Annotated in this window: 18 protein-coding genes; 6 read left to right on the top strand and 12 right to left on the bottom strand. The window is 61.2% G+C overall.

The genetic code is table 11. The annotated features are described in order from the left end of the window. Positions 1-4: 4 nt before the first annotated feature. Positions 5-1,177, bottom strand: coding sequence for an MFS transporter (locus tag OZ428_RS13065; protein ID WP_269133627.1), 1,173 nt, complete (start codon positions 1,175-1,177; stop codon positions 5-7). A gap of 105 nt (positions 1,178-1,282) precedes the next feature. Here OZ428_RS13065 and OZ428_RS13070 point away from each other — a divergent pair, with 105 nt between their 5' ends. Further along, entirely contained in the window at positions 1,283-3,448 is a 2,166-nt protein-coding gene (locus tag OZ428_RS13070) for a TonB-dependent receptor (protein WP_269133628.1), read from the top strand. A 4-nt stretch (positions 3,449-3,452) separates the two neighbouring features. On the opposite strand, the gene OZ428_RS13075 is transcribed toward OZ428_RS13070, so the two are convergent. Beyond that, the gene (locus tag OZ428_RS13075; protein WP_269133630.1) at positions 3,453-5,135 is read right to left on the bottom strand and encodes an AMP-binding protein; all 1,683 of its coding nucleotides are present in this window, start codon (positions 5,133-5,135) and stop codon (positions 3,453-3,455) included. Between the two features lie 260 nt (positions 5,136-5,395). Here OZ428_RS13075 and OZ428_RS13080 point away from each other — a divergent pair, with 260 nt between their 5' ends. Both OZ428_RS13080 and OZ428_RS13085 read left to right on the top strand, forming a co-directional pair. Continuing rightward, positions 5,396-6,172 (top strand): ABC transporter substrate-binding protein, encoded by a 777-nt coding sequence (locus OZ428_RS13080; RefSeq protein ID WP_033903099.1) that lies wholly within the window; start codon positions 5,396-5,398, stop codon positions 6,170-6,172. A gap of 332 nt (positions 6,173-6,504) precedes the next feature. Then, the gene (locus OZ428_RS13085; RefSeq protein WP_269131116.1) at positions 6,505-7,455 is read left to right on the top strand and encodes a transposase; all 951 of its coding nucleotides are present in this window, start codon (positions 6,505-6,507) and stop codon (positions 7,453-7,455) included. Positions 7,456-7,607: 152 nt separating this feature from the next. Here the strand turns inward: OZ428_RS13085 and OZ428_RS13090 are convergent, their stop codons facing one another. The 5 genes from OZ428_RS13090 to OZ428_RS13110 all read right to left on the bottom strand — a co-directional run bounded on the left by OZ428_RS13090 (position 7,608) and on the right by OZ428_RS13110 (position 11,731). After that, positions 7,608-8,234, bottom strand: a complete 627-nt coding sequence (locus OZ428_RS13090; RefSeq protein WP_269133631.1) for a helix-turn-helix transcriptional regulator — start codon at positions 8,232-8,234, stop codon at positions 7,608-7,610. Beyond that, on the bottom strand, positions 8,234-9,367 hold the full coding sequence (locus OZ428_RS13095) for an NAD(P)/FAD-dependent oxidoreductase (protein ID WP_269133632.1): 1,134 nt from the start codon (positions 9,365-9,367) through the stop codon (positions 8,234-8,236). The genes OZ428_RS13090 and OZ428_RS13095 overlap by 1 nt, the downstream gene beginning before the upstream one ends. Beyond that, positions 9,364-10,308 (bottom strand): ornithine cyclodeaminase family protein, encoded by a 945-nt coding sequence (locus tag OZ428_RS13100; protein ID WP_269133633.1) that lies wholly within the window; start codon positions 10,306-10,308, stop codon positions 9,364-9,366. The genes OZ428_RS13095 and OZ428_RS13100 overlap by 4 nt, the downstream gene beginning before the upstream one ends. 84 nt (positions 10,309-10,392) lie before the next feature. Continuing rightward, positions 10,393-10,656 carry a hypothetical protein gene (locus tag OZ428_RS13105; RefSeq protein WP_218174485.1) on the bottom strand — a complete coding sequence of 88 codons (264 nt, stop codon included), beginning with the start codon at positions 10,654-10,656 and terminating at the stop codon, positions 10,393-10,395. Between the two features lie 133 nt (positions 10,657-10,789). Then, entirely contained in the window at positions 10,790-11,731 is a 942-nt protein-coding gene (locus OZ428_RS13110) for a LysR family transcriptional regulator (RefSeq protein ID WP_269133637.1), read from the bottom strand. Between the two features lie 109 nt (positions 11,732-11,840). Here OZ428_RS13110 and OZ428_RS13115 point away from each other — a divergent pair, with 109 nt between their 5' ends. Together OZ428_RS13115 and OZ428_RS13120 are read left to right on the top strand one after the other, a co-directional pair. Continuing rightward, positions 11,841-13,340 (top strand): CoA-acylating methylmalonate-semialdehyde dehydrogenase, encoded by a 1,500-nt coding sequence (locus OZ428_RS13115; protein WP_269133639.1) that lies wholly within the window; start codon positions 11,841-11,843, stop codon positions 13,338-13,340. 235 nt (positions 13,341-13,575) lie between these two features. After that, positions 13,576-13,908 (top strand): hypothetical protein, encoded by a 333-nt coding sequence (locus OZ428_RS13120; RefSeq protein ID WP_269133641.1) that lies wholly within the window; start codon positions 13,576-13,578, stop codon positions 13,906-13,908. A gap of 24 nt (positions 13,909-13,932) precedes the next feature. Here the strand turns inward: OZ428_RS13120 and OZ428_RS13125 are convergent, their stop codons facing one another. Then, positions 13,933-15,348, bottom strand: a complete 1,416-nt coding sequence (locus OZ428_RS13125) for an MFS transporter (protein WP_269133642.1) — start codon at positions 15,346-15,348, stop codon at positions 13,933-13,935. 88 nt (positions 15,349-15,436) lie between these two features. Here OZ428_RS13125 and soxR point away from each other — a divergent pair, with 88 nt between their 5' ends. Next, positions 15,437-15,889 (top strand): redox-sensitive transcriptional activator SoxR, encoded by a 453-nt coding sequence (soxR, locus tag OZ428_RS13130; protein WP_269133643.1) that lies wholly within the window; start codon positions 15,437-15,439, stop codon positions 15,887-15,889. Positions 15,890-15,894: 5 nt separating this feature from the next. On the opposite strand, the gene OZ428_RS13135 is transcribed toward soxR, so the two are convergent. The 4 genes from OZ428_RS13135 to xylA all read right to left on the bottom strand — a co-directional run bounded on the left by OZ428_RS13135 (position 15,895) and on the right by xylA (position 21,122). Further along, complete coding sequence (locus OZ428_RS13135; RefSeq protein ID WP_269133644.1) at positions 15,895-17,031, bottom strand: sugar ABC transporter permease; 1,137 nt, start codon at positions 17,029-17,031, stop codon at positions 15,895-15,897. Further along, the gene (gene xylG, locus OZ428_RS13140) at positions 17,032-18,579 is read right to left on the bottom strand and encodes a D-xylose ABC transporter ATP-binding protein (RefSeq protein ID WP_269133645.1); all 1,548 of its coding nucleotides are present in this window, start codon (positions 18,577-18,579) and stop codon (positions 17,032-17,034) included. 5 nt (positions 18,580-18,584) lie between these two features. Next, positions 18,585-19,577, bottom strand: a complete 993-nt coding sequence (gene xylF / locus OZ428_RS13145; RefSeq protein ID WP_269133646.1) for a D-xylose ABC transporter substrate-binding protein — start codon at positions 19,575-19,577, stop codon at positions 18,585-18,587. Between the two features lie 228 nt (positions 19,578-19,805). Then, positions 19,806-21,122 carry a xylose isomerase gene (gene xylA, locus OZ428_RS13150; protein ID WP_177114805.1) on the bottom strand — a complete coding sequence of 439 codons (1,317 nt, stop codon included), beginning with the start codon at positions 21,120-21,122 and terminating at the stop codon, positions 19,806-19,808. Positions 21,123-21,154 lie beyond the last annotated feature (32 nt).

The following is a 21,154-nucleotide window of genomic DNA, read 5'->3' on the forward strand; positions in this document are numbered from 1 at the left end:
AATGCTAAGGGACAACCCTGCGGTAACGCAACGCGAGAATCGCAACCCAGGCCACCGCGTATGCCAGGCACACGGACAGGTAGGTGTACGCCAGGCCATACACCTGGCTGAGCAACCCGCCGAGGCAGATGCCGGCAATCGAGGCGAACTGCGCGGTGCCCTGGGCGATCCCCAGCACATGGCCCTGACGGGCGCTGTCGGCGGTCTTGGAGATCAGCGCAGTCAGCACCGGCGTGGTCGCGCCCAACAGCACGCCCCAGATGAAGTAGGCGCACACAAACACCACAGGTTCGCGGGTGACGCCGGCCAGGCCGGTGAGGACGATACAGCCGAGCACCACGTAACCGATGCGCCGCAGCGTGTCGGCTTGCGTACGCCCCTCGAAATGCCGCGACCAGGCCGTGGCCGACAGGATAAACCCCAGCGCCAGCAAGCCGTAGCACAGGCCCACCACCGCGTTGCTCACGTTGAAGGTGGTGCTCACATACAGCGAGAACGAGGTCTGCGGCAGCATTCGCGCGAGCAGCAGAATGCCCATCACACTCAGCAGCGGTAACAGTGCGGACCCTTGCCACACACCGTTCTTGGCAGCCGACGCGGTTTTCTTGACCGGCGCAACATCCGGCAAAATCACCGCCGCCACCAGCGTGCACACCGCGCAGAGTGAGGCGGCGCTGAGGTTGATCCAGAAGAACGTGGCATGGTCGAGGATCAAGCCGCCCACCACCGCGCCCAGCAATGAGCCGACATTGGTGGAAATCTGCAGTAGCGCAAACAAACGCGCGCGCCGCGAAGGCGCCTCGATGCTCACCCCATACGCCTGCGCCGGGGCGATATACCCGGCGCAGGCGCCCTGCAGGAAGCGCAGGACCAGGATCGTCCAAAGGTCGCTGAACAGCGCCAGCCCCAATTGGGTCAGGGTCAGCCCGACCAGCGCACGGATCATCATCCATTTGTGGCCGTAGCGATCACCGATACGGCCCCAGAACGCACTGGTCAGCAAAATGCCAAGCATCGGCCCCACGTACACCGCGATGCTGGCGAAGCTGAACAACGTGTCGGAATCGGTCAGCCCGCGCAGGTGCAAGGGCCAGAATGGGCCGCTCATTTCCATGGCACCCATCGACACAAGTTGGATCGTGAACAGCAGGTAAATCAGGACACGGGTGGTTGGCATGAATCGGTCTCGGTAAAAAAACGCGCGGGACGCTGATACTTTTTCCCGCGTCGGCTGGCATCAGGAGTAATGCTCATTTTCTCACGATGAAAGGACCCTGATGCCATGCCCGTTGCCAGCCGGTTAACCCTCGCTGTCCGTACCGCCCTGATGCTTGCCGCCGCCAGCACCAACGCCTGGGCTGCCACCCAGGCTTCGACCGACGACAGCGCGCAAAGCCTGACCCTTGACGCGACGAACGTCAACGCCGTTTACCACGGCCCTACCGACTTGCCGGAGGTGCTCGCCGGTGGCCAGGTCGCCCGTGGCGCGCGTTTGGGCATGCTGGGCAACAAGGACGTGATGGACACGCCGTTCAGCGTCACCAGCTACACCGCCAAGACCCTGGCCGACCTGCAAACGGTGACCGTGGCCGATGCCCTGGAACGTGATCCTTCGGTGTGCTCAACCGGCCAGACTGGCGGTATTGTCGATTCGTTTTTCATCCGGGGCTTTGCCATCGGCGAGGGCAACCTGGGCGAGTTGGCCTACGACGGCGTGTACGGCGTGGCACCCAACTACCGGGCGTTTACCGAGTACGCTGAGCGCGTCGAAGTGCTCAAGGGACCGGGCGCGTTGATGTACGGGATTTCACCGAACAGCGGCGTCGGCGGGGTGATCAACATCGTGCCCAAGCGCCCGCTGGACCAGGATCTGACGCGCTTCACCGGCAGCTACGCTTCGGACACACAAGTGGGCGGTCACCTGGATATCAGCCGACGTTTCGGTGACGAAAACCAGTTTGGCGTGCGCTTCAACGGCAGCCTGCAGGGCGGCGATACCGCCGTGGACAACCAGAACCGCGACGTCGGTATCGGCGCCATTGCCCTGGATTATCGCGGCGAACGCCTGCGCCTGAACCTCGACTACATCAGCCAGAAGGAAAGCTGGGAGGGCGCCTCGCGGCCCTTCACCCTTGCGCCAGGAGTGGAAGTGCCGTCCGCGCCGAATGGCCGCACCAGCCTGCCGCAGAAATGGGGCTGGTCCGACACCAAGGAGCAATCGGCCTTGCTCGGCGGCGAATACGACCTCAACGACAACCTGACCGTGTTCGCCCATGCCGGTGGCGGCAAGTCGGATGTGAAGCGCATGTCCGACCAGGTGCCGCGCATCCTCAACGAGGCCGGCGATACCAGCAATATTCCGGGGTACTACAAATTCAACGTCGACCGCTCGACCGCTGACGTGGGCTTGCGCGGGCTGTTCGCCACGGGGCCAGTGACCCATACCACCACATTGATGGCGACCCGTTACCAAGATGAACTGTCGCGGGGCATCACCAACGGCACGGAGATCCGCTCCAATATCTACCACCCGGTGGACACGCCCAAACAATCGATCAACACGCCGAAGGTGCTGCGCATCTCCGAATCGGAACTGTCCGGCGTGGCGCTGACCGACACCTTGGGGATTCTGGATGACCGTATCCAACTGACGTTGGGCGTGCGCCGCCAAGACATCGAGTCGCGTAACTACAGCGCCACCGGCGTGGTCAGCTCGCGCTACAAAGACAACGCCACCACGCCGTTGGTGGGGGTGGTGGTCAAGCCCTGGGAGGATGTGTCGCTCTACTACAACTATGTCGAAGGCTTGAGCAAAGGTGATATCGCCCCCGGCACGGCGGCGAATGCCGGCGAGACGTTTGCACCCTATGAATCCAAGCAACACGAAGTGGGCGTGAAGTACGAACACGGCACCTTCATGACCACCGTGGCGCTGTTCCAGATCGAGAAGCCCAGCGGCGAGTTGGGCACCAACGGTGTGTATTCAGTGCAGGCCGAACAGCGTAACCGTGGCCTCGAACTGAGCATGTTCGGCGAAGTGGCGCCCGGCACCCGCTTGATGGGCGGCGTGACCTTCCTCGACGGTGAGCTGACCCAGTCCGCGACCGCCGCCAACCGTGGCAACAAACCGGTCGGCGTGCCGGATATCCAGGCCAACCTCTGGGCCGAGTGGGACACACCGTGGCTGGAAGGCTTCACCCTCACCGGCGGTGCGATCTACACCGACAGCCAGTACGTCAACCAGGCCAACACCCAGGAACTGGATTCGTGGACGCGCATCGATGCCGGCGCGCGCTACGCGACCAAGATCGAAGGCCGGCCAACCACCTTCCGCGCGACCGTGCAGAACGTGTTTGACCGTGAGTACTGGTCGGGCGTGGCGTCGTATGGCGCGTTTTCGCCAGGCTATCCGCGCACTTTGCAGCTGTCGGCCACGGTGGACTTCTGACCAGTCAGGCAAAATCCTCTTCGAAATACTCCTGTTCACCCCGCGTGTCGCTTTGGCGTCGCACCACCTCCATCTGCCGCAGCTCCACGCGGCGGATTTTCCCGGAGATGGTCTTGGGCAGTTCGGTGACGAATTCGATGCGTCGCACCCGCTTGTAAGGGGCGAGGTTTTCGCGGGCGAAGGCGAGGATATGCCGGGCCAGTTCATGGCTGCCCGGTTCGTCGTGGGCCAGGATCAGGAATGCCTTGGGCACCGCCAGGCGCAACGGGTCGGGGCTCGGCACTACGGCCACTTCCATGACTGCCGGGTGTTCGATCAACGCACTTTCCAGCTCGAACGGGCTGATGCGGTAGTCGGAGGCCTTGAACACATCGTCGGCGCGACCGACGAAGGTGATGTAGCCGTCGGCGTCGATCTGCGCGGTGTCGCCGGTGCGGTAGTAGCCGTCACGCATGACCTCGGCGGTTTTCTCCGGGCTGTCTTCATAGCAGAGCATCAGGCCGAGCGGACGCACGTCGAGGGGCAGGGCGACTTCACCTTCGTTGCCGGGAATGCCGTCCGGGTCGAGCAGCGCAACCTGATAACCCGGCAACGGGCGACCCATGGAACCAGGCTTGAGCAACTGGCCGGGCGTGTTGCCCACCAGCGCGGTGGTTTCCGATTGGCCGAAACCATCACGCAACGGCAGGCCCCAGGCGTGCTGGATCTGTTCGATGATTTCCGGGTTCAGCGGCTCGCCGGCGCCGACCAGTTCGCGCAGGCTCAAGCGTGATTTATAGCTGGTGAGGTCCTCCTGGATCAGCATGCGCCATACCGTGGGCGGCGCGCACAGGCTGGTCACGCCGTAGCGTTCCAAGGCACTGAGCAGGGCCGGCGCGCTGAACCGCGCGACGTTATGGATAAAAATGCACGCGCCGGCATTCCACGGGGCGAACAGGCAGCTCCAGGCATGTTTGGCCCAGCCCGGTGACGAGATATTCAGGTGCAGGTCCCCCGGTTGCAGGCCGATCCAGTACATGGTCGACAGGTGCCCGACGGGGTAGCTCTGGTGGCTGTGCAGCACCATCTTCGGCTTGGATGTGGTGCCGGAGGTGAAGTACAGCAACATCGGGTCGGTGGCCAGGGTGCGGCCTTCGGCCTCGAACTGCTCGGAGTGTTCAAACGCTGCGTTGTGCGCGACCCAGCCGGCAGGCGCAGACCCCACGCAGACGCGGCTGCAACCGTCCGCCAGCCCGACGAACTTGTGCACATGCGCCTCACCCACCACCAGGTGACGAACCTGCCCGCGCTCGATGCGGTCGCGCAGGTCATCGGGGTTCAGCAACGCTGTGGCGGGGATAACCACGGCGCCGAGCTTGAATGCGGCGAGCATGGTGTCCCACAACGCCACGTCATTGCCGAGCATCAGCAGCACGCGATCACCCCGGCGCACGCCGAGGGCGCGCAGGTGATTGGCCACCTGGTTGGAGCGCGTCGCCAGTTGCTGGAAGCTGTAGCGTTGCTCGCTGCCGTCTTCCTCGACGATCCACAGCGCATCCGCCGCATTGCCCTCGGCCATCGCGTCGAAATAGTCCAGGGCCCAGTTGAATTCGCCCAGTTGCGGCCAGCGGAAATCCCGTACGGCGGTGGCGTAGTCGGTGCGGTGAGCGAGCAGAAAATCCCGAGCGGCCAGGAAGGGCTGGGTCATGGTGGCTGTCCTTAATTATTGTTGTGGGACTTTCCCTCGGCTGAACCGAGAGGCTGGACCGAGTATAGGCACGCAGAAATCAGAGCAGAACGCTCAAAAACACCGGTGCGTTGTGCAAAAAAGTCATGGGTATTGCACCGTCATGCAGCGTGATTGACGATCAAGACGTAAAAGTCCAATATGGAATTATAAGTACAAAAAATAGCTTCATCTCTTTCTTCAGGCTTGCCAAACCAACAACAACTTGCGAGAACACCCCCATGAAGAAGCGCTCCCTCATCACCGCCCTGACCTTGGGCCTGCTTGCCTCCAGCCATGTGATGGCTGCCGAGAAAACCCTGCGCATCGGCATCGAGGCGGCTTACCCGCCATTTGCGTCCAAGACGCAGGAAGGCAAGATCGTCGGCTTCGACTACGACATCGGCAACGCGTTGTGCGCGCAGATGAAGGTCAAGTGTGTGTGGGTAGAAGGTGAGTTCGACGGTCTGATTCCTTCCCTCAAGGTGAAGAAAATCGACATGGCCCTGTCGTCCATGACCATCAACGAAGACCGCAAGAAGTCAGTGGATTTCACCCACAAGTACTACTTCACCTCATCGCGTTTGGTGATGAAGGACGGCGCCGTGGTGGATGACCAATACGCCAGCCTCAAGGGCAAGACCATCGGCGTGCAGCGCGCCACCACCACCGACCGGTATGCCACCGAGGTGTTCGAACCCAAGGGCATCAACGTCAAGCGCTACAGCAATAACGAAGAGATCTACATGGACCTGGCGGCCGGCCGCCTGGATGCAATCTTTGCCGACACCATTCCCCTGAACGACTTCCTGCAGATGCCACGCGGCAAGGGCTACGCGTTTGTCGGCCCGGAACTCAAAGACCCGAAATACGTGGGCGAGGGCGCAGGGATTGCGGTGCGCAAGGGCAATACGGCGTTGGTGGGCGAGTTGAATGCGGCCATCGATGGCATTCGTGCCAGTGGTGAATACCAGAAGATTTCGCAGCAGTATTTCAAATCCGATATCTACGGCGATTGATTCGGGTGAGCAGGCAAGCCTAGGCACTGTAAATCAATTGTGGGAGCTGGCTTGCCTGCGATGGCATCGACGGGGTCGGCCTGATACACCGAGGTGCCTGCATCGCAGGCAAGCCAGCTTGTGTCTTCAAGATCTCTTAAACTCAGAAGGGTGAGAGCAGTGGATGGCAGACTGAAAGCCAGCGGTGCTTAAAGCACGAGTGGGAGCCAAGTCGCCATCCACCTCTCACTCTGACCAGAAGCCCGAACAGTTGGATGAGCGGCAAAACTCGAAATCACAAGCTAGGGATAGGTCAGAGTGCTCTCACTTCTTGAGTGTAAGAGGGTTTGGCGATGATTTCCTACTATGTTGGTCTCGATGTTTCGAAAGCGACTGTGGATGTGGGGTTTCTTCCTGCGAATTACACGCAGTTTCAGGTCAGTAATGACCTTGAGGGCTTCACTCGGCTGATCACATGCCTGAACGAGCTTGAGGTGGGAAGGGTCTTGCTTGAAGCCACCGGCGGCTATGAAAGGGCATTGCTCAGAGCCTTGCGGTTGGAGGGTTTGAATGTCTTTCGCGTCAATCCAAAACGCGCTCGCGACTATGCGAGAGCAATGGGCAAGATAGCTAAAACCGATAAGATCGATGCTCAGATGCTGGCGAAGTTTGCGAGAGATTTCGAGGACTTGCCGCATGTTGAACCGAATAAGGATCGGGATGAGCTGGGCGAATTGCTCAAGCTGCGAGGCAGCTTGGTCAAGAGCCGGGACAGCGACAAGCGCCGGATGAAGCAAACCACATGCGCTAAAGCCATATCCACTTACACCGATCACATCGCTTACCTGGAGGGCCAGATCAAGTCATTGGGTAAGGAGATTGAGGATGCCTCGACCGTGCTGGATCAGGAGAAAGCCAGACGACTGAGGTCGGTGAAAGGGATCGGAGCCATCACCTGCGGAACGCTCTTGGCATTTCTTCCTGAGCTTGGAACCGTGTCGGGACGCAAGATTGCGGCTTTGGCAGGGTTAGCGCCCTACAACAACGATAGCGGCAAGAAGAGCGGCCCTAGATCAATCGAGGGCGGGCGCTATACGGTGCGTGGCGCAACCTATATGTCGACCTGGTCAATGGTTCAGCACGATCCGCAAGTCAAAGCCGAATATGAGGCTCTGCGAGCGCGAGGCAAGCTTGCGAAGGTCGCTGTTGTGGCATGCATGCGAAAGCTCTTGATTCGTCTAAACGCAATGCTGCGAGATGGCACGGGTTGGAGAGAGCAGAAATCTCAGGTCCCCGCAGCCTGATAACAAATGAGGGGCACTTTACTGAAGCGCGGGCTTCGCCAGTAATACCGCTACGCGGTATTACTGGCGAAGCCATGTCCGAAAGGATTATTTTTAAAATAAATCCTCAAAGACAGTTGCTCCCACACAAGCCAGGTCCCACATGGGGTTGCTCAGCCCTTCAGTTCTTTCAAATGCTTGTAGACCGTCGCTCGCCCCATGCCTAACACGTTGGCCACATAGTTCGACGCGCTCTTCCCCTTGAATGCCCCCTCGGCATGCAGCGCCAGCACCAGCTCGCGCTTGTGGTCACGGGTCAGCAGGTTCAGGCTCAACTGGCGCTCGCGCATCCACGCGTGCAGGAAGGTATTGATGCGCTCCTGCCAGTCATCGCGAAACAGCGAGTCCGGTTGCGGGATCAGCGTGCTCGGAGACAGGAACAGGTCCAGCGCCGCCTTGGCGTTTTCAAACAGTGAGATATTCAGGTTGATGCACAGCACCGCCAGGCGACGACCTTTGTGGTCATGCAGCACGGTGCTAAGACTGCGGATTTTCTGGCCGTCCCAGTTGAGCTTTTCGTACGGGCCGATGTTCACCTCGCTGACGTCAGCGTCGAGCATGTCCTCCAGCGCCGAATCATCGCCGATGCTGCGCTTGGACAGGTTGTTGGCGATGTAATCGACTTTTTGCGAGCGCAGGTCGTGCAGCACCGCTTCCGCGTGGGGGAAGAACAGCGTGGCGATGGCGTCGGCCATCGCGCGGAAGTTCTGCATGACCTTGTCTTGTTCAGCGGTGTTCATCAATGGGGCTCCAGGCGGGCAGGGGAGAGCATACCAGCGTCGAGGCCGAACTGCGTCAGTGCCTCCGGCAGCGGCGCGCCGCGTACCAAGGCTGCGCTGGCCTGGCCCATGGCCGGTGAGGTCTGGATGCCATAGCCGCCTTGTGCCGCGACCCAAAACAGGCCCGGTATCATCGGGTCGAAACCCGAGAGCAGATCACCGTCGTGTACAAAACTGCGCAGGCCTGCCCAGGTACGGGTCGGGCGGCGGATGGTCAAGGTAGTGGCTTCTTCGATCTGGTAGATGCCCATGGCGATGTCCAGTTCTTCGGGCTGGATATCCTGAGGCTCGACCGGGTCGGCGTTGGCCGGTGAGCCGAGGAACATGCCGGCGTCGGGCTTCATGTAGAAGGATTCGTCCAGCGCCACCAGCATTGGCCAATGGTGGCTGTCGACGCCTTCGGGGCCGGCGAAGATGAACGCCGAGCGCCGCTTGGGCTGCAAGCCGATGGACGCGGCGCCGGCGAGCCCGCCGATGTGGTCGGCCCAGGCGCCAGCGGCGTTGATGATGACGGGCGCGGTGCAGGTTGAATCCTGGGTTTGCACGTGCCAGATGCCGTCGGCGTCGCGGCTCAAGCCGAGCACATGGCTGTCGGTGCGTACTTCACCGCCGTTGCGACGGATGCCACGCAGGTAGCCCTGATGCAGGGCGTCGGTGTCGATGTCGCTGGCGGTGGGGTCATACAGCGCACCGTGGACTTTTTCGCGGCGCAAGATCGGCAACTTCCCACAGGCTTCGTCGGCGTTGAGCAATTGCACCTGCGCCACAGTGGCCTTGGCGCTCAGGTACTGGGCGTTCAACTCGGTCGCATCGCCGATGAAGTCCACAGTCAGTTCGCCGCGTGGCGTCAGCAGTGGGTGTTCGCAGAAACCGCTGGGCGGATGGTCGAAAAACTCACGACTGGCCAGGGTCAACGCCCGCACCTGCGGGGTGCCATACGCGGCGGTATACAGCGCCGCTGAACGCCCGGTGGAGTGGTAGGCCGGGTGACTTTCGCGCTCCAGCACCAACACCTTGCCATGCTGCGACAACCAGAAACCCGTGGACGCGCCGGCAATGCCGCCGCCGATGATGATGAAGTCTGCATGGCTCATAACTGTCTCCAGAGGGCATTGGCCAGGGCGATGTCTTCCAGGCCCAGGCCGATGGAGCGGAAGAACACGTGGCGGTCGTAGGCCGGGCGCTGTACCTGTTCGCTGAGCAATTCGGGTAGGTCACCGACTACGGAGCGCGGGTCCCAAGCGTGTTGTTCGGCGGCGATCAGCATTTCACCGGCCGCGCCAGGGGTGGTGCGGCGATAGTCGCAGAATACCTGCATCGTGTTGAGACTGTGTGGCGGCACTTCATGGGCGCGCGGGGCGTTGGTGCTGATCGAGGTGATCAGCGCCGGTTTGCTCAAGTGCATCGGGTCGAGCACCGGCCCGGCTGACGACGTGCACAGTAGGATCACGTCGGCGCCTTCCACTGCCGCCTCGCAACTGTTGGCGATGACCACACGTGGGTCCAGGTCCTTGAGCTGCACGATGGCCTCGGCGGATGCGTTGGCCAGGCTGGGCGAATACACGCTGATGGTCTGCCAATCCCTGAAGCCTTTCACATACTGCAGGTGCGCCTGGGCCACCTTGCCACTGCCGATTATCGCCAATCGTCGCGCTGCCAAAGGCGCCAATGCATCCACCGCCAGTGCAGTCGTTGCCGCAGTACGCGCCGTAGTCAGTTCACCTGCATCGCACAACAGCAATGGTTGGCCGGTCTGCATCGACATCAGCAAGGTCCAGGCCGTCACCAGCGGGCCTTGCTCACGCACGATATAGGGCGAGGTCTTGACCCCGTACACCCCATCTTCGGCCAATACACCCAGGTAGTTGATGAAGTCGCCTGCGGCTTGCGGGAACTCCACCCGTTGCTGCGCTGGCTGCACCGCTTGCTCGTTCGCCAGGTCGCGGAACAGCTTGCGCAGGATCTGCGGTACATCGATCTGGCTGAGCAGCTCGCGGGTCTGGGCCTGATGGATCACATGAGGTGTGCTGGACATCGGTGTCTCCGCAGATAAACTAATTTGTTCATTATGGACTTTTAGTTCTGCTGAGCAATATCCCGCGAGAAAAAAGCTGGCGCCTCACTTGCCCAGGTTCTGATTCATCAGATTACCCAGTACCGGCCCTTGGCTTGCTGTTTGCCACGCATGGAAATTCTCGCAGCCTTCCACGTTTGCCTCCGCAATGTTGCTGCGCGGGTCGCAGATCATCGACCAGCGTTGCTGTAACGACGGGTACTTGATGAAGTCAGCCCGTGTGGGCGGTTGGCAGCCGAGCAGGGCAATGGCGGACATCACCGCAGCGGTGGTTTGAAAGGCGGTGGAGGGGACGATGTTCCAGTTCATGATGATCAACACTCCCCACTAGGGAGCCCTTGAGATGACGCTGCCACGGCCTGGAGTGTTGTGGCCGCAAGAGAATGCTACGGCCGAATTGGTTCCTCAAAAAGATCCACTTAGTGCTAATTTGGTCGGGCCATTAATGGGCCGTGTATCGAAACCCACCGGACAGTTTGCCCTTCAAATAACTGACCAACACACTCACCGCCTTCGGCACATGCGGCGAATACGGTCGGATCAGGTAGATCTCATCGGCAAACGCGCCTTTGAGCGTCCAGCCCTTAAGCACCTGCACCAACGTGCCATTGGATAGCGCGGCGTGGGCGCTGAAGTCCGGAAGCAGGGCGATGCCCAGATGATTGAGCGCCGAATCGCGCAGGGCTTCGCTGTTGTTGGTGGCGAAGCTGCCGGCGATGGGCACGGTGAGGCGTTCGACGTTTTTTGTACCTCGTTCGAATGTCCAGGCGGGCTGGTCGGTGCCGCGTGGGTAGAACAGGCAGTTGTGCGCGGACAAGTCGCCGGGTTCGCGCGGTTCGCCGTGGCGTTGCAGGTAGTCCTGGGTGGCGACCAGTACCGAGCCGGTGTCACACAGTTTCCAGGCCACATGGGTTTCCGGCACCTGGAAACCGTGGCGCACGGCCAGGTCGTAGCCTTCGGCGGCCAGTGAACTCAGGGCGTCCGATACGTCCAGTTGGATACGCACTTGTGGGTACTGCTGCAAGAACTCAGACAGATGCGGCACCAGTTGCTGACGGGCAAACGCCACAGGTGCCGTCAGCCGCACCAGCCCGCGAATCTCCCCGACCGAGTCGCGCACCGACGAAAAGCTGCGGGCTATCTGTTCATAAGCGCTGCGCACTTCGCGGGTCAACGACAGCCCCGCATCGGTCAGCCGCACACTGCGCGTGGTGCGCGTCACCAGCCGCGTGCCGGTGGCCTTTTCCAGGTCGGAAATACGCTGGCTCACGGCGGACTTGCTCACGCCCAGGCGTGCGGCGGCGGCGGTGTAGGTGCCTTGTTCTTCCAGCACTGACAGCCAGTGGATGTGAGTCCAAAGCCCTTCGATTTCAGCCTTTTCCATGTGTAGATTGTTCGCGTATGTGGACAATAAGTTCTGGATTCTGCTCTGGTTTGGAACAAAGCGAAAGCCTATCGTGATCCCCAACGCTACCCACCCGGGATCTACTGCCATGACAACGACAATCGAGCATTACATCAACGACCAACGCGTGTCCCGCGATGATCGCTATCAGAACGTCTTCAACCCCGCCACCGGCGAAAAGACCGGGCGCGTCGCCCTGGCCAGCCGCCAGACCGTGTCCGAAGCCGTTGCCGCCGCCCAAGCCGCGTTTGCCGGTTGGGCGGATACCCCGCCGATCCGCCGCGCCCGCGTGCTGTTCGAATACCTGCACCTGCTGCGCGAACGCAAGGACGACCTGGCGCGCATTATCGTCGCTGAGCACGGCAAGGTCTTCACCGACGCTCAGGGCGAAGTCGACCGTGGCATCGACATTCTTGAATTCGCCTGTGGCATTCCCAACCTGCTCAAGGGTGAGCATTCCGACCAGGTTTCCCGTGGCATGGACAACTGGACCATGCGCCAGCCGTTGGGGGTTGTGGCCGGTGTCACGCCGTTCAACTTCCCGGTGATGGTGCCGATGTGGATGTACCCGATCGCCATCGCAGCGGGCAACACCTTCATCCTCAAGCCAAGCCCGACCGACCCAAGTGCCTCGCTGTTCATGGCCGAACTGCTGCGTGAAGCCGGCCTGCCCAAAGGCGTGTTCAACGTGGTGCAGGGCGACAAGGAGTCGGTGGATGCGCTGATCGAACACCCGGACGTCAAGGCCGTGAGCTTTGTCGGCTCCACGCCGATTGCCCAATACATCTACGAAACCGGCGCCCGCAACGGTAAACGCGTGCAAGGCCTGGGCGGTGCAAAAAACCACATGGTGGTGATGCCCGACGCCGATATCGAAAAAACCGTCGACGCCCTGATGGGCGCTGCATACGGCAGTGCTGGCGAGCGCTGCATGGCGATTTCCGTCGCCGTGCTGGTAGGCGATGTGGGCGATAAAGTCATCGCCGCCCTGACCGAACGCGCCAAGCAACTGCGCATCACCGACGGCCGTGATTTGAAAGCCGAGATGGGCCCGATTGTGTCCCGCGCAGCGTTGGAGCGTATCAGCGGCTACATCGAGCAAGGCGTACAGGCCGGTGCCCAATTACTGCTGGATGGGCGTGACTACGTGCCCACCGAAGCGGGCCTGGAAAACGGCTTCTGGCTGGGCGCGACGCTGTTCGACCATGTGACCCAAGAAATGAGCATCTACCGCGAAGAAATCTTTGGTCCGGTGCTGGCCTGTGTGCGTGTGAATGACTTTGCCGAGGCGATCAAGCTGGTCAACGATCATGAGTTCGGCAACGGCGTCAGCTGCTTCACCCGCGACGGCAACATCGCCCGTGAATTTGCGCGGCGTATCGAAGTGGGCATGGTCGGCATCAACGTGCCAATCCCGGTGCCAATGGCCTGGCATGGCTTCGGTGGTTGGAAGAAGAGCCTGTTTGGCGACATGCATGCGTATGGCACCGAAGGCGTGCGCTTCTACACCAAGCAGAAGTCGATCATGCAGCGCTGGTCGGAGAGTATTGAGCAAGGCGCCGAATTCGCCATGCCCGTCTCCAAATAACTCAAGCCAGTACGCGGTCAACTGTGGGAGCGGGCTTGCCCGCGATAGCGGAGTGTCAGTCAACCTTTTTGGTTCTGATACACCGCAATCGCAGGCAAGCCAGCTCCCACATTGGCGTCAGGAGCGGGGCACAAGTCTTGACTTCGCTTGCTCTACTCAGAGGAACTTGGCACGCTCACCCAGCGAGCGAACACAGTCAAGTCAATCAATACGGAAATGCTCGGTTGAGAACGCTTTGAAAACAATCATGGGTATCGCCTTGTTGGCCACGTTACTGGCGGGCTGTGCGCCGTCTCACTCGGCATGGACGGGCGTCAGGAACGCGTTTGTCGGCACACGCTTCGATGCCCACCTCTATGACGATTGCAGCCGTGGCTGTGGCGATTCCTATTGGTCCCCGGTCAACAAGAAAAAGGTCTATGACCAGGTAGTGAAGGAGGGCGACAGCCAGCGCTACTTCGTGACCTGGATCCGCGACTGTCGATACTCCGTGCTCGTCTCGGGTGAGGGCATTATCCAGTCGTGGCGCTATGAGAATGAAGACCGTAGCAGTTGTTACATTTTTTAGTCGGCTCTCAAGCATCAGCGGCCGCTAACCGATCGGTTGAACGACCCGCCTGGCAATCAGAATACCCATCACCGGCGCCAGCGCAAACACCCCGAACAACCACACCGCAGCGCTTGCCGTGCCTTCAATGCCGCCGGGTTCAGTCAGGCCCGCGATGTTCGCTACCATGCCCGCCAGTGCTGCGCCAAACGCGGTGGCGAACAGTTGCACCGTGGTAATCGACGCAGAGGCCAGGTCCTGCTCACCGTCGGGTGCGACCTGGAATACCCGGGTCAACAAATGCGGCCAGGCCAGGCCCACCCCCAGGCCGATCAGGGTAAGGGCCAGGCAAATCGGCGTAAGCGTCTGCGCACCGCCATTGCTTTCGCGAGGCATTAAAAGAGCCAGCGCCAGCATGCCGACAACACCCAGGATCGGCCCGGCCAGGATCGCGCGACGAACATTCGCGCCTGTCATTCCCGCGCTGGCGATTGACCCCAGCGTCCAGCCGGCCGCCATCAGTGCTGCCAGATAACCGGCCACCAGCGGTGACTGGTGGTGCAGGACTTGAAGAAACAGCGGTACAAAGATTTCGCCACTGGTCACAGCGACCGCCAACAACGACATCGTGGCGTACAGCGCGCCAAGCGCGGTGGTGAGTCGAAAGGCTCCAGCGGGCAGCAGTCGATGGCGGGATCGGCTTTCTGTGAAGATCAGCAGCGCCGTGAACATTGCTGCCGCTGCGAGCCCCAACAGGTTCAGGGGCAGGGTGGAAGAGACACTGCCGGCCGACACCGCCAGTACCGCTGCTGTCAGCAGCCACAATTGAGTGAGCGGCAACGGTGTGGGTTCAACGCTCTCTGTGCTGCGCTTAGGCAGTACAGTTGCGGCCAGCACGGCGAACAACCCGGCCACCGGAATCAACGACCAGAATGCCGCCCGCCAGATGCCCAGTTCGGCAAACACGCCGCCCACCGCTGGCCCGACCAGCGTCGCAACGCCCCACATCCCCGAGACCAACGCCATTGCGCGTGGCCACAAGGGTTCGTCGAATACCAGGCGAATCATCGCGTAGGACAGCGCAAACAAGAACCCTCCGCCCAGACCCTGTACCAGCCGTCCGACCAGCATCACCGGCATGGAAGGCGCAAACGCGCACGCTAAGGCTCCGCCGGCGAACACCAGGCTGGCAACCAGATAAGCACCACGCGGCCCTAGGCGGCCAAGCAAACGCGCGGACAACGCTGAACCGAGGATCGAGGCGGCGACAAACAGCGTGGTATTCCATGCGTAGTAGTCTATGCCGCCGATATCCTTGACAACTGACGGCAGAATCGTGGTGGCGATGTAGACGTTGATCGCATGCAGCACCACGCCGCCTGCCAGGGCCAGTGACCGTACGCCATTTGCACCGGACAGCAAGGCGGCCCAGTTGGAGGGAGAGGTTTGCGTTGTGTTCATGGAGACTCCATGTCAAAGGAATGAAGGCTTGCCAGGGCAGGCCGACACTCTTTATAAGACCTCATGTATAGATGAGGTCAAGCCGCCGATGGAACCGAAAATCGATGTGCACATCCCCCTCGGGGTAGGCGAGTTGGCGCGGCGTAGCGGGGTGACCGTGGCGACTGTGCATTTTTACGAAGCCAAGGGTTTGATTCAGGGCCAACGCAGCCCAGGTAATCAGCGGCGCTACCACCGTGATGTCCTGCGCCGCATTGCTGTGATCAAGGTGGCACAGCGCGCGGGGATTCCATTGGCAACCATCAAGGCGGCACTGGAGGAACTGCCGTCGGGGCGACCGTTGACGGCCAAGGACTGGACGCGGCTTTCCACGCGTTGGCGAGACATGTTGAATGAGCGAATCAACAGCCTCACGCAACTGCGCGACCAACTCGACGGGTGCATTGGCTGCGGGTGCCTGTCCCTGGATGACTGCCCGCTGCGCAATCCGGGAGATCGGTTGGGGCAGGTCGGGGAAGGGGCGGTGTTGCTGGGCAAGTGAGGCAGTCAGCGTCTGCCCGTGCGCGTACTCACATCCACCCACACCGCCAGCACCAGGATGCTGCCCTTCACAATCATCTGCCAATAACTGTCCACATCCAGCATCGACATCCCATTGTCCAGACTGGTGATCACCAACGCCCCGAGCAACGCGCCATACACCGTGCCCGAGCCGCCACGCATTGATGTGCCGCCAATAAAACACGCAGCAATCGCATCCAGCTCACCCATGCTCCCCGCCGACGGCGAGCCGGCGGCCAGACGAGCCGTGTTGACCAAACCGGCGAGTGCACACATCACGCCCATGATGCCGAAGATCCACAACTTCACCGCCTGCACATTGATGCCCGACAGGCGCGTGGCTTCCATATTGCTGCCCACCGCGTACACGCGACGGCCAAACACGGTCTGGCTGGTGACGTAGCTGAACACGCCCAATAACACCAACAGCAGCAAGACGGGGACGGGAATCCCATCATAGCTGTTGAGGGTCGTGACGAACCCGGCCAGCACGGCGCCGATCACCGCCACGCGCACCAGGTCACGCACCAGGGAATGCGCCGCCAAGCCATGCAGCGCGCGGTTGCGCCGCTGTTTCCAGGTCAAAAAAACCGTCAGCGCAAACAACAGCACACCCAGCCCGATACCCACCGAATGCGACAAATACCCCTGGCCCACATACACCAACGATGGCGACACCGGCGCAATGGTGGTGCCGCCGGTAATCCCCAGCAGAATCCCGCGAAACGCCAGCATCCCACCCAGGCCGACAATGAATGACGGGATGCGCAGATAGGCCGTCATGTAGCCGTTGGCCAGCCCGATCATCAACCCGCACAGCGCCACTAGACTCAAGTTGGCCAGCAACGGTATGTGATAAATCACATCCAGGATCGCCGCCAACCCGCCGAGCAAACCGAGCAATGACCCCACCGACAAGTCGATCTCGCCGCTGATGATCACCAGCACCATGCCGCACGCCAGGATCCCGGTGATCGACATCTGCCGCAGCAGGTTGGACAGGTTGCGCGGTGTAAGGAACCCCCCCTCGGTCTGCCAGCTGAAAAACACCCAGATCACCGCCACGGCGATGACCAGGGCGAGCATTTTGTAGCGGGTGAAAAGGTGTTTGACCTGATTCATCTACGCGGTCTTCCGATCATTATTGTTGTGTTGGCTGAGCGCGGCGGCGAGCACCTGTTCCTGGGTGAGCCCCTCGTTGATAAAGTCACCACGCAACTGGCCGTCGCCGATCACCAGCACGCGGTCGGACACGCCGAGCACTTCGGTCAGCTCCGAGGAGACCATGATGATCGCCACGCCTTCGGCTGCCAGCGCGCCCATCAGCTTGTAGATCTCATACTTGGCGCCCACGTCGACGCCGCGTGTGGGTTCGTCGAGGATCAGCACCTTGGGCTTGGCCATCAGCATTTTCGCCAGCACGGCTTTTTGCTGATTGCCGCCGGAGAGGCTGGTGATCGGCAAAAACGGGCTGGAGGTTTTCAGGTGCATGCGCGCGATCTGCTGGTCGATGCTGCCCAGTTCAGCTTCGGCATCGATGCGGGTCAGGTGGGCGTAAGTGTCGAGCACCGCCAGGGTGATGTTCTGGCCCACGCCGAGGTCGGGGATGATGCCCTGGCGCTTGCGATCCTCGGGCACCATGCACAGCCCGGCGCGGATCGACTTGAGCGGTGTGCGCGTGTCGATCACCTGGCCGTCCAGCCACACCTCGCAGCTGTAGCGGCCGGGGTAGGCACCGAACAGTGCCGACACCAGTTCCGTCCGCCCGGCGCCGACCAGCCCGGCAATGCCGAGGATCTCCCCGCGCTTGAGCACAAAGGACACATCGTCCACGCGCTTGCGCTTGGGGTTGTCGACGTCATAACAGGTGACGTTGCGCGCCTCGAACATCACCTCGCCGACCGCATGGGGCTCGGTGGGGTAGAGGTTGCTCATCTCGCGGCCGACCATCTGGGTGATGATCTTCGCGACGTCCATGTCGGCCATGGCGGTGGTCGCGATGTGCTTGCCGTCGCGGATCACCGCAATGGTGTCGCACACTGCCGCCACTTCATCGAGCTTGTGCGAGATGTACACGCAGGCCACGCCCTTGGCCTTGAGGCCACGGATGATGTCCAACAGCACCTCGATCTCCGAGCGGGTCAGGGCCGAGGAGGGCTCGTCGAGAATCAACAGCCGTGCCTGCTTGTTCAGGGCCTTGGCGATTTCCACCAGTTGCTGGTAGCCGCCGCCGTATTGCGACACCGGCAGCGCCACGTTCATGTCCGGTACCTTGAGTTCACGCATCAGCGCTTCGGCGCGGTGGAACATGGCCGGGTAGTTCATGCGCCCGCCGGGCAAGGTCAGTTCGTGGCCCATAAAGATGTTTTCAGCCACCGACAGGTCGGGCACCAGGGTCAGTTCCTGGTGGATGATCACGATGCCCGCGGCCTCGGTTTCACTGATGGAATGGGCCTTGAGCGGCTGCCCGTCCCAGAGGATTTCGCCCTCCCAGGTGCCGTACGGATAGACCGCCGACAGCACCTTCATCAAGGTGGACTTGCCCGCGCCGTTCTCGCCGCACAGGCCGACGCATTCCCCCGGCCGCACCTGGATATCGATGCCGTTCAGCGCGTTGACACCGCCAAAGCGTTTGACGATGCCGTTCATTTGCAACAGGTAGTCGGCCATGGCGGTCACTGCCCGGCAATCTGCTCTTTGGTATAGAACCCGTCCTTCTCCAACAGGTCGATGTTGGCCTTGGTCAGTGGGGTTGGGGTGAGCAGGATGGTGTCGACCTTTTTGCTGCCGTTGTCGTACTGCGAGCTGTAGGTGGGCTTCTCATTGCGCGCCAGTTGCACCGAAAGCTTGGCGGCTTCGGTGGCGATCAGCTTGAGGGGCTTGTACACGGTCATGGTCTGGGTGCCGTCGATCACACGTTTGATCGCGGCGAGGTCGGCGTCCTGGCCGGAAATCGGCACCTTGCCCGCCAGTTTCTGCGCGGCCAGGGCCTGGATCGCACCGCCGGCAGTGGCGTCGTTGGAGGCGACGATGGCGTCGATCTTGTTGTTGTTCCGGGTCAGGGCGTTTTCGACGATGCTCAGGGCTTCAGTGGGGTTCCATTCCTTGACCCACTGCTGACCGACGATCTTGATGTCGCCTTTGTCGATGGACGGTTGCAACACCTTCATCTGGCCTTCGCGCAGCACCTTGGCATTGTTGTCGGTGGGAGCGCCGCCGAGCAGGAAATAGTTGCCCTTCGGTGCCGCTTGCAACACGCCGCTGGCCTGCATCTCACCGACTTTTTCGTTATCGAAGGAGATGTAGGCGTCGATATCCGCGTTGAGAATCAGCCGGTCATAGGACACCACCTTGATCCCGGCTTTCTTGGCTTCGGCGACGGCATTGGTGAGCACTGTGGCATTGAACGGCACGATGACGATCACGTCGACGCCACGGGAGATCAGGTTTTCGATCTGCGAGATCTGCTTCTGCTCGTTGGCATCGGCGGATTGCACGAAGACCTTGGCGTCGAGTTTTTCTGCGGCGGCAACGAAGTAGTCACGGTCGCGGGACCAGCGTTCCAGGCGCAGGTCGTCGATGGAGAAGCCGATTTTCGGGTGCGCTGAGTCGGCCATGACGGGCAGGGCGAGCAGGGCCAGGGCAGTGGCGATGAGTGTACGTTTCATGGTTGTGCGTCCTTTTATTGTTGTTGGAAGACTCAAGAACAAACGCTATATCTGTGGTGAGCGGGCTTGCCCCGCGCTGGGCTGCGAAGCAGCCCCAAAACCAGGCACTTCAGAGTGTCAGGTAAAAACGCATCGCCTGCAGTGGGGCCGCTACGCGCCCCAGCGCGGGGCAAGCCCGCTCACCACATACAAGCCAGCACCCCACAAGCAAGTCCGCTGACCACACGGTCACCGGTAGATAAAGCGATTCACAACACCCTCAAGCATCTCCTGCCGACCACTCACCGCCTGCGGGTTCAGCTCATGGGCAAACGCGTGCTCGGCCAGTGATTCCAGGCTGAACTCACCCGCCAGCACGGCCTGCCCCAACGGCTGCTGCCAGCCGGCATAACGCTGGTCCTTGAATTGCTGCAGCCGGTCGTTCTCGACCATCGCGGCCGCACGCTCCAGCGCCAAGGCCAGTACGTCCATGGCCGCCACATGCCCGTGGAACAGGTCCACATCGTCCAGGCTCTGGCGGCGCACCTTGGAGTCGAAGTTATAGCCGCCATTCTTGAACCCGCCAGCTTTGAGGATTTCATAAGTGGCGAGCGTCATTTCCTCGACGCTGTTGGGGAACTGGTCGGTGTCCCAGCCGTTCTGCGGGTCGCCGCGGTTGGCGTCGATGCTACCGAAGATCCCCAGGGACACGGCGGTGGCAATCTCATGATGAAAGCTGTGCCCGGCCAGGGTCGCGTGGTTGGCCTCGATGTTCACCTTGATTTCCTGTTCCAGGCCGTACTCATGCAGGAAGCCGAACACCGTGGCGCTGTCGTAATCGTATTGGTGCTTGGTCGGCTCCTGGGGCTTGGGCTCGATCAGCAGGTCGCCCTTGAAGCCGATCTTGTGCTTGTGCTCCACCACCATGCGCATGAAACGCCCGAGCTGTTCGCGCTCGCGCTTGAGGTCGGTGTTGAGCAGGGTTTCATAGCCCTCGCGGCCACCCCACAGCACATAGTTGGAACCCTTGAGCCGCAGGGTGGCGTTCATCGCGCTGAACACCTGGGCGGCGGCGTAGGCAAACACTTCCGGGTCCGGGTTGCTGGCCGCGCCGGCGGCAAAGCGCGGGTTGCTGAAGCAGTTGGCGGTGCCCCACAGCAGCTTGATCCCGGTCTGTTCCTGATGCCGCTCCAGATGATCGACCATCTGCGCGAAGTGGTGGCGGTACTCCTTGAGCGAGCTACCTTCGGGGGCGACATCCGTGTCGTGAAAGCTGTAGTAGTCAATGCCCAGCTTGGAGAAAAACTCGAAGGCGGCGTCCGCCTTGCCGATGGCCAATTCCATCGGGTCGCCACTGCGCTGCCAGGGCCGCTTGAAAGTGCCGACCCCAAACATATCCGCCCCTGGCCAAACGAAGGTGTGCCAATAACAGGCCGCCATGCGCAGGTGCTCGCGCATGGGTTTGCCGAGGATGAGCTTGTTGGCGTCGTAGTGGCGAAAGGCGAGGGGGGCATCGCTATGGGGGCCTTCGAAGCGAACCTTCTCGACACCGGGGAAGTACGGCATGGCGTTTTCCTTATTGTTCTTGGCGGTGGCTC

Origin of the sequence: Pseudomonas sp. GXZC, from assembly GCF_026967615.1 — a bacterium.
Classification (GTDB): domain Bacteria; phylum Pseudomonadota; class Gammaproteobacteria; order Pseudomonadales; family Pseudomonadaceae; genus Aquipseudomonas; species Aquipseudomonas azotoformans_A.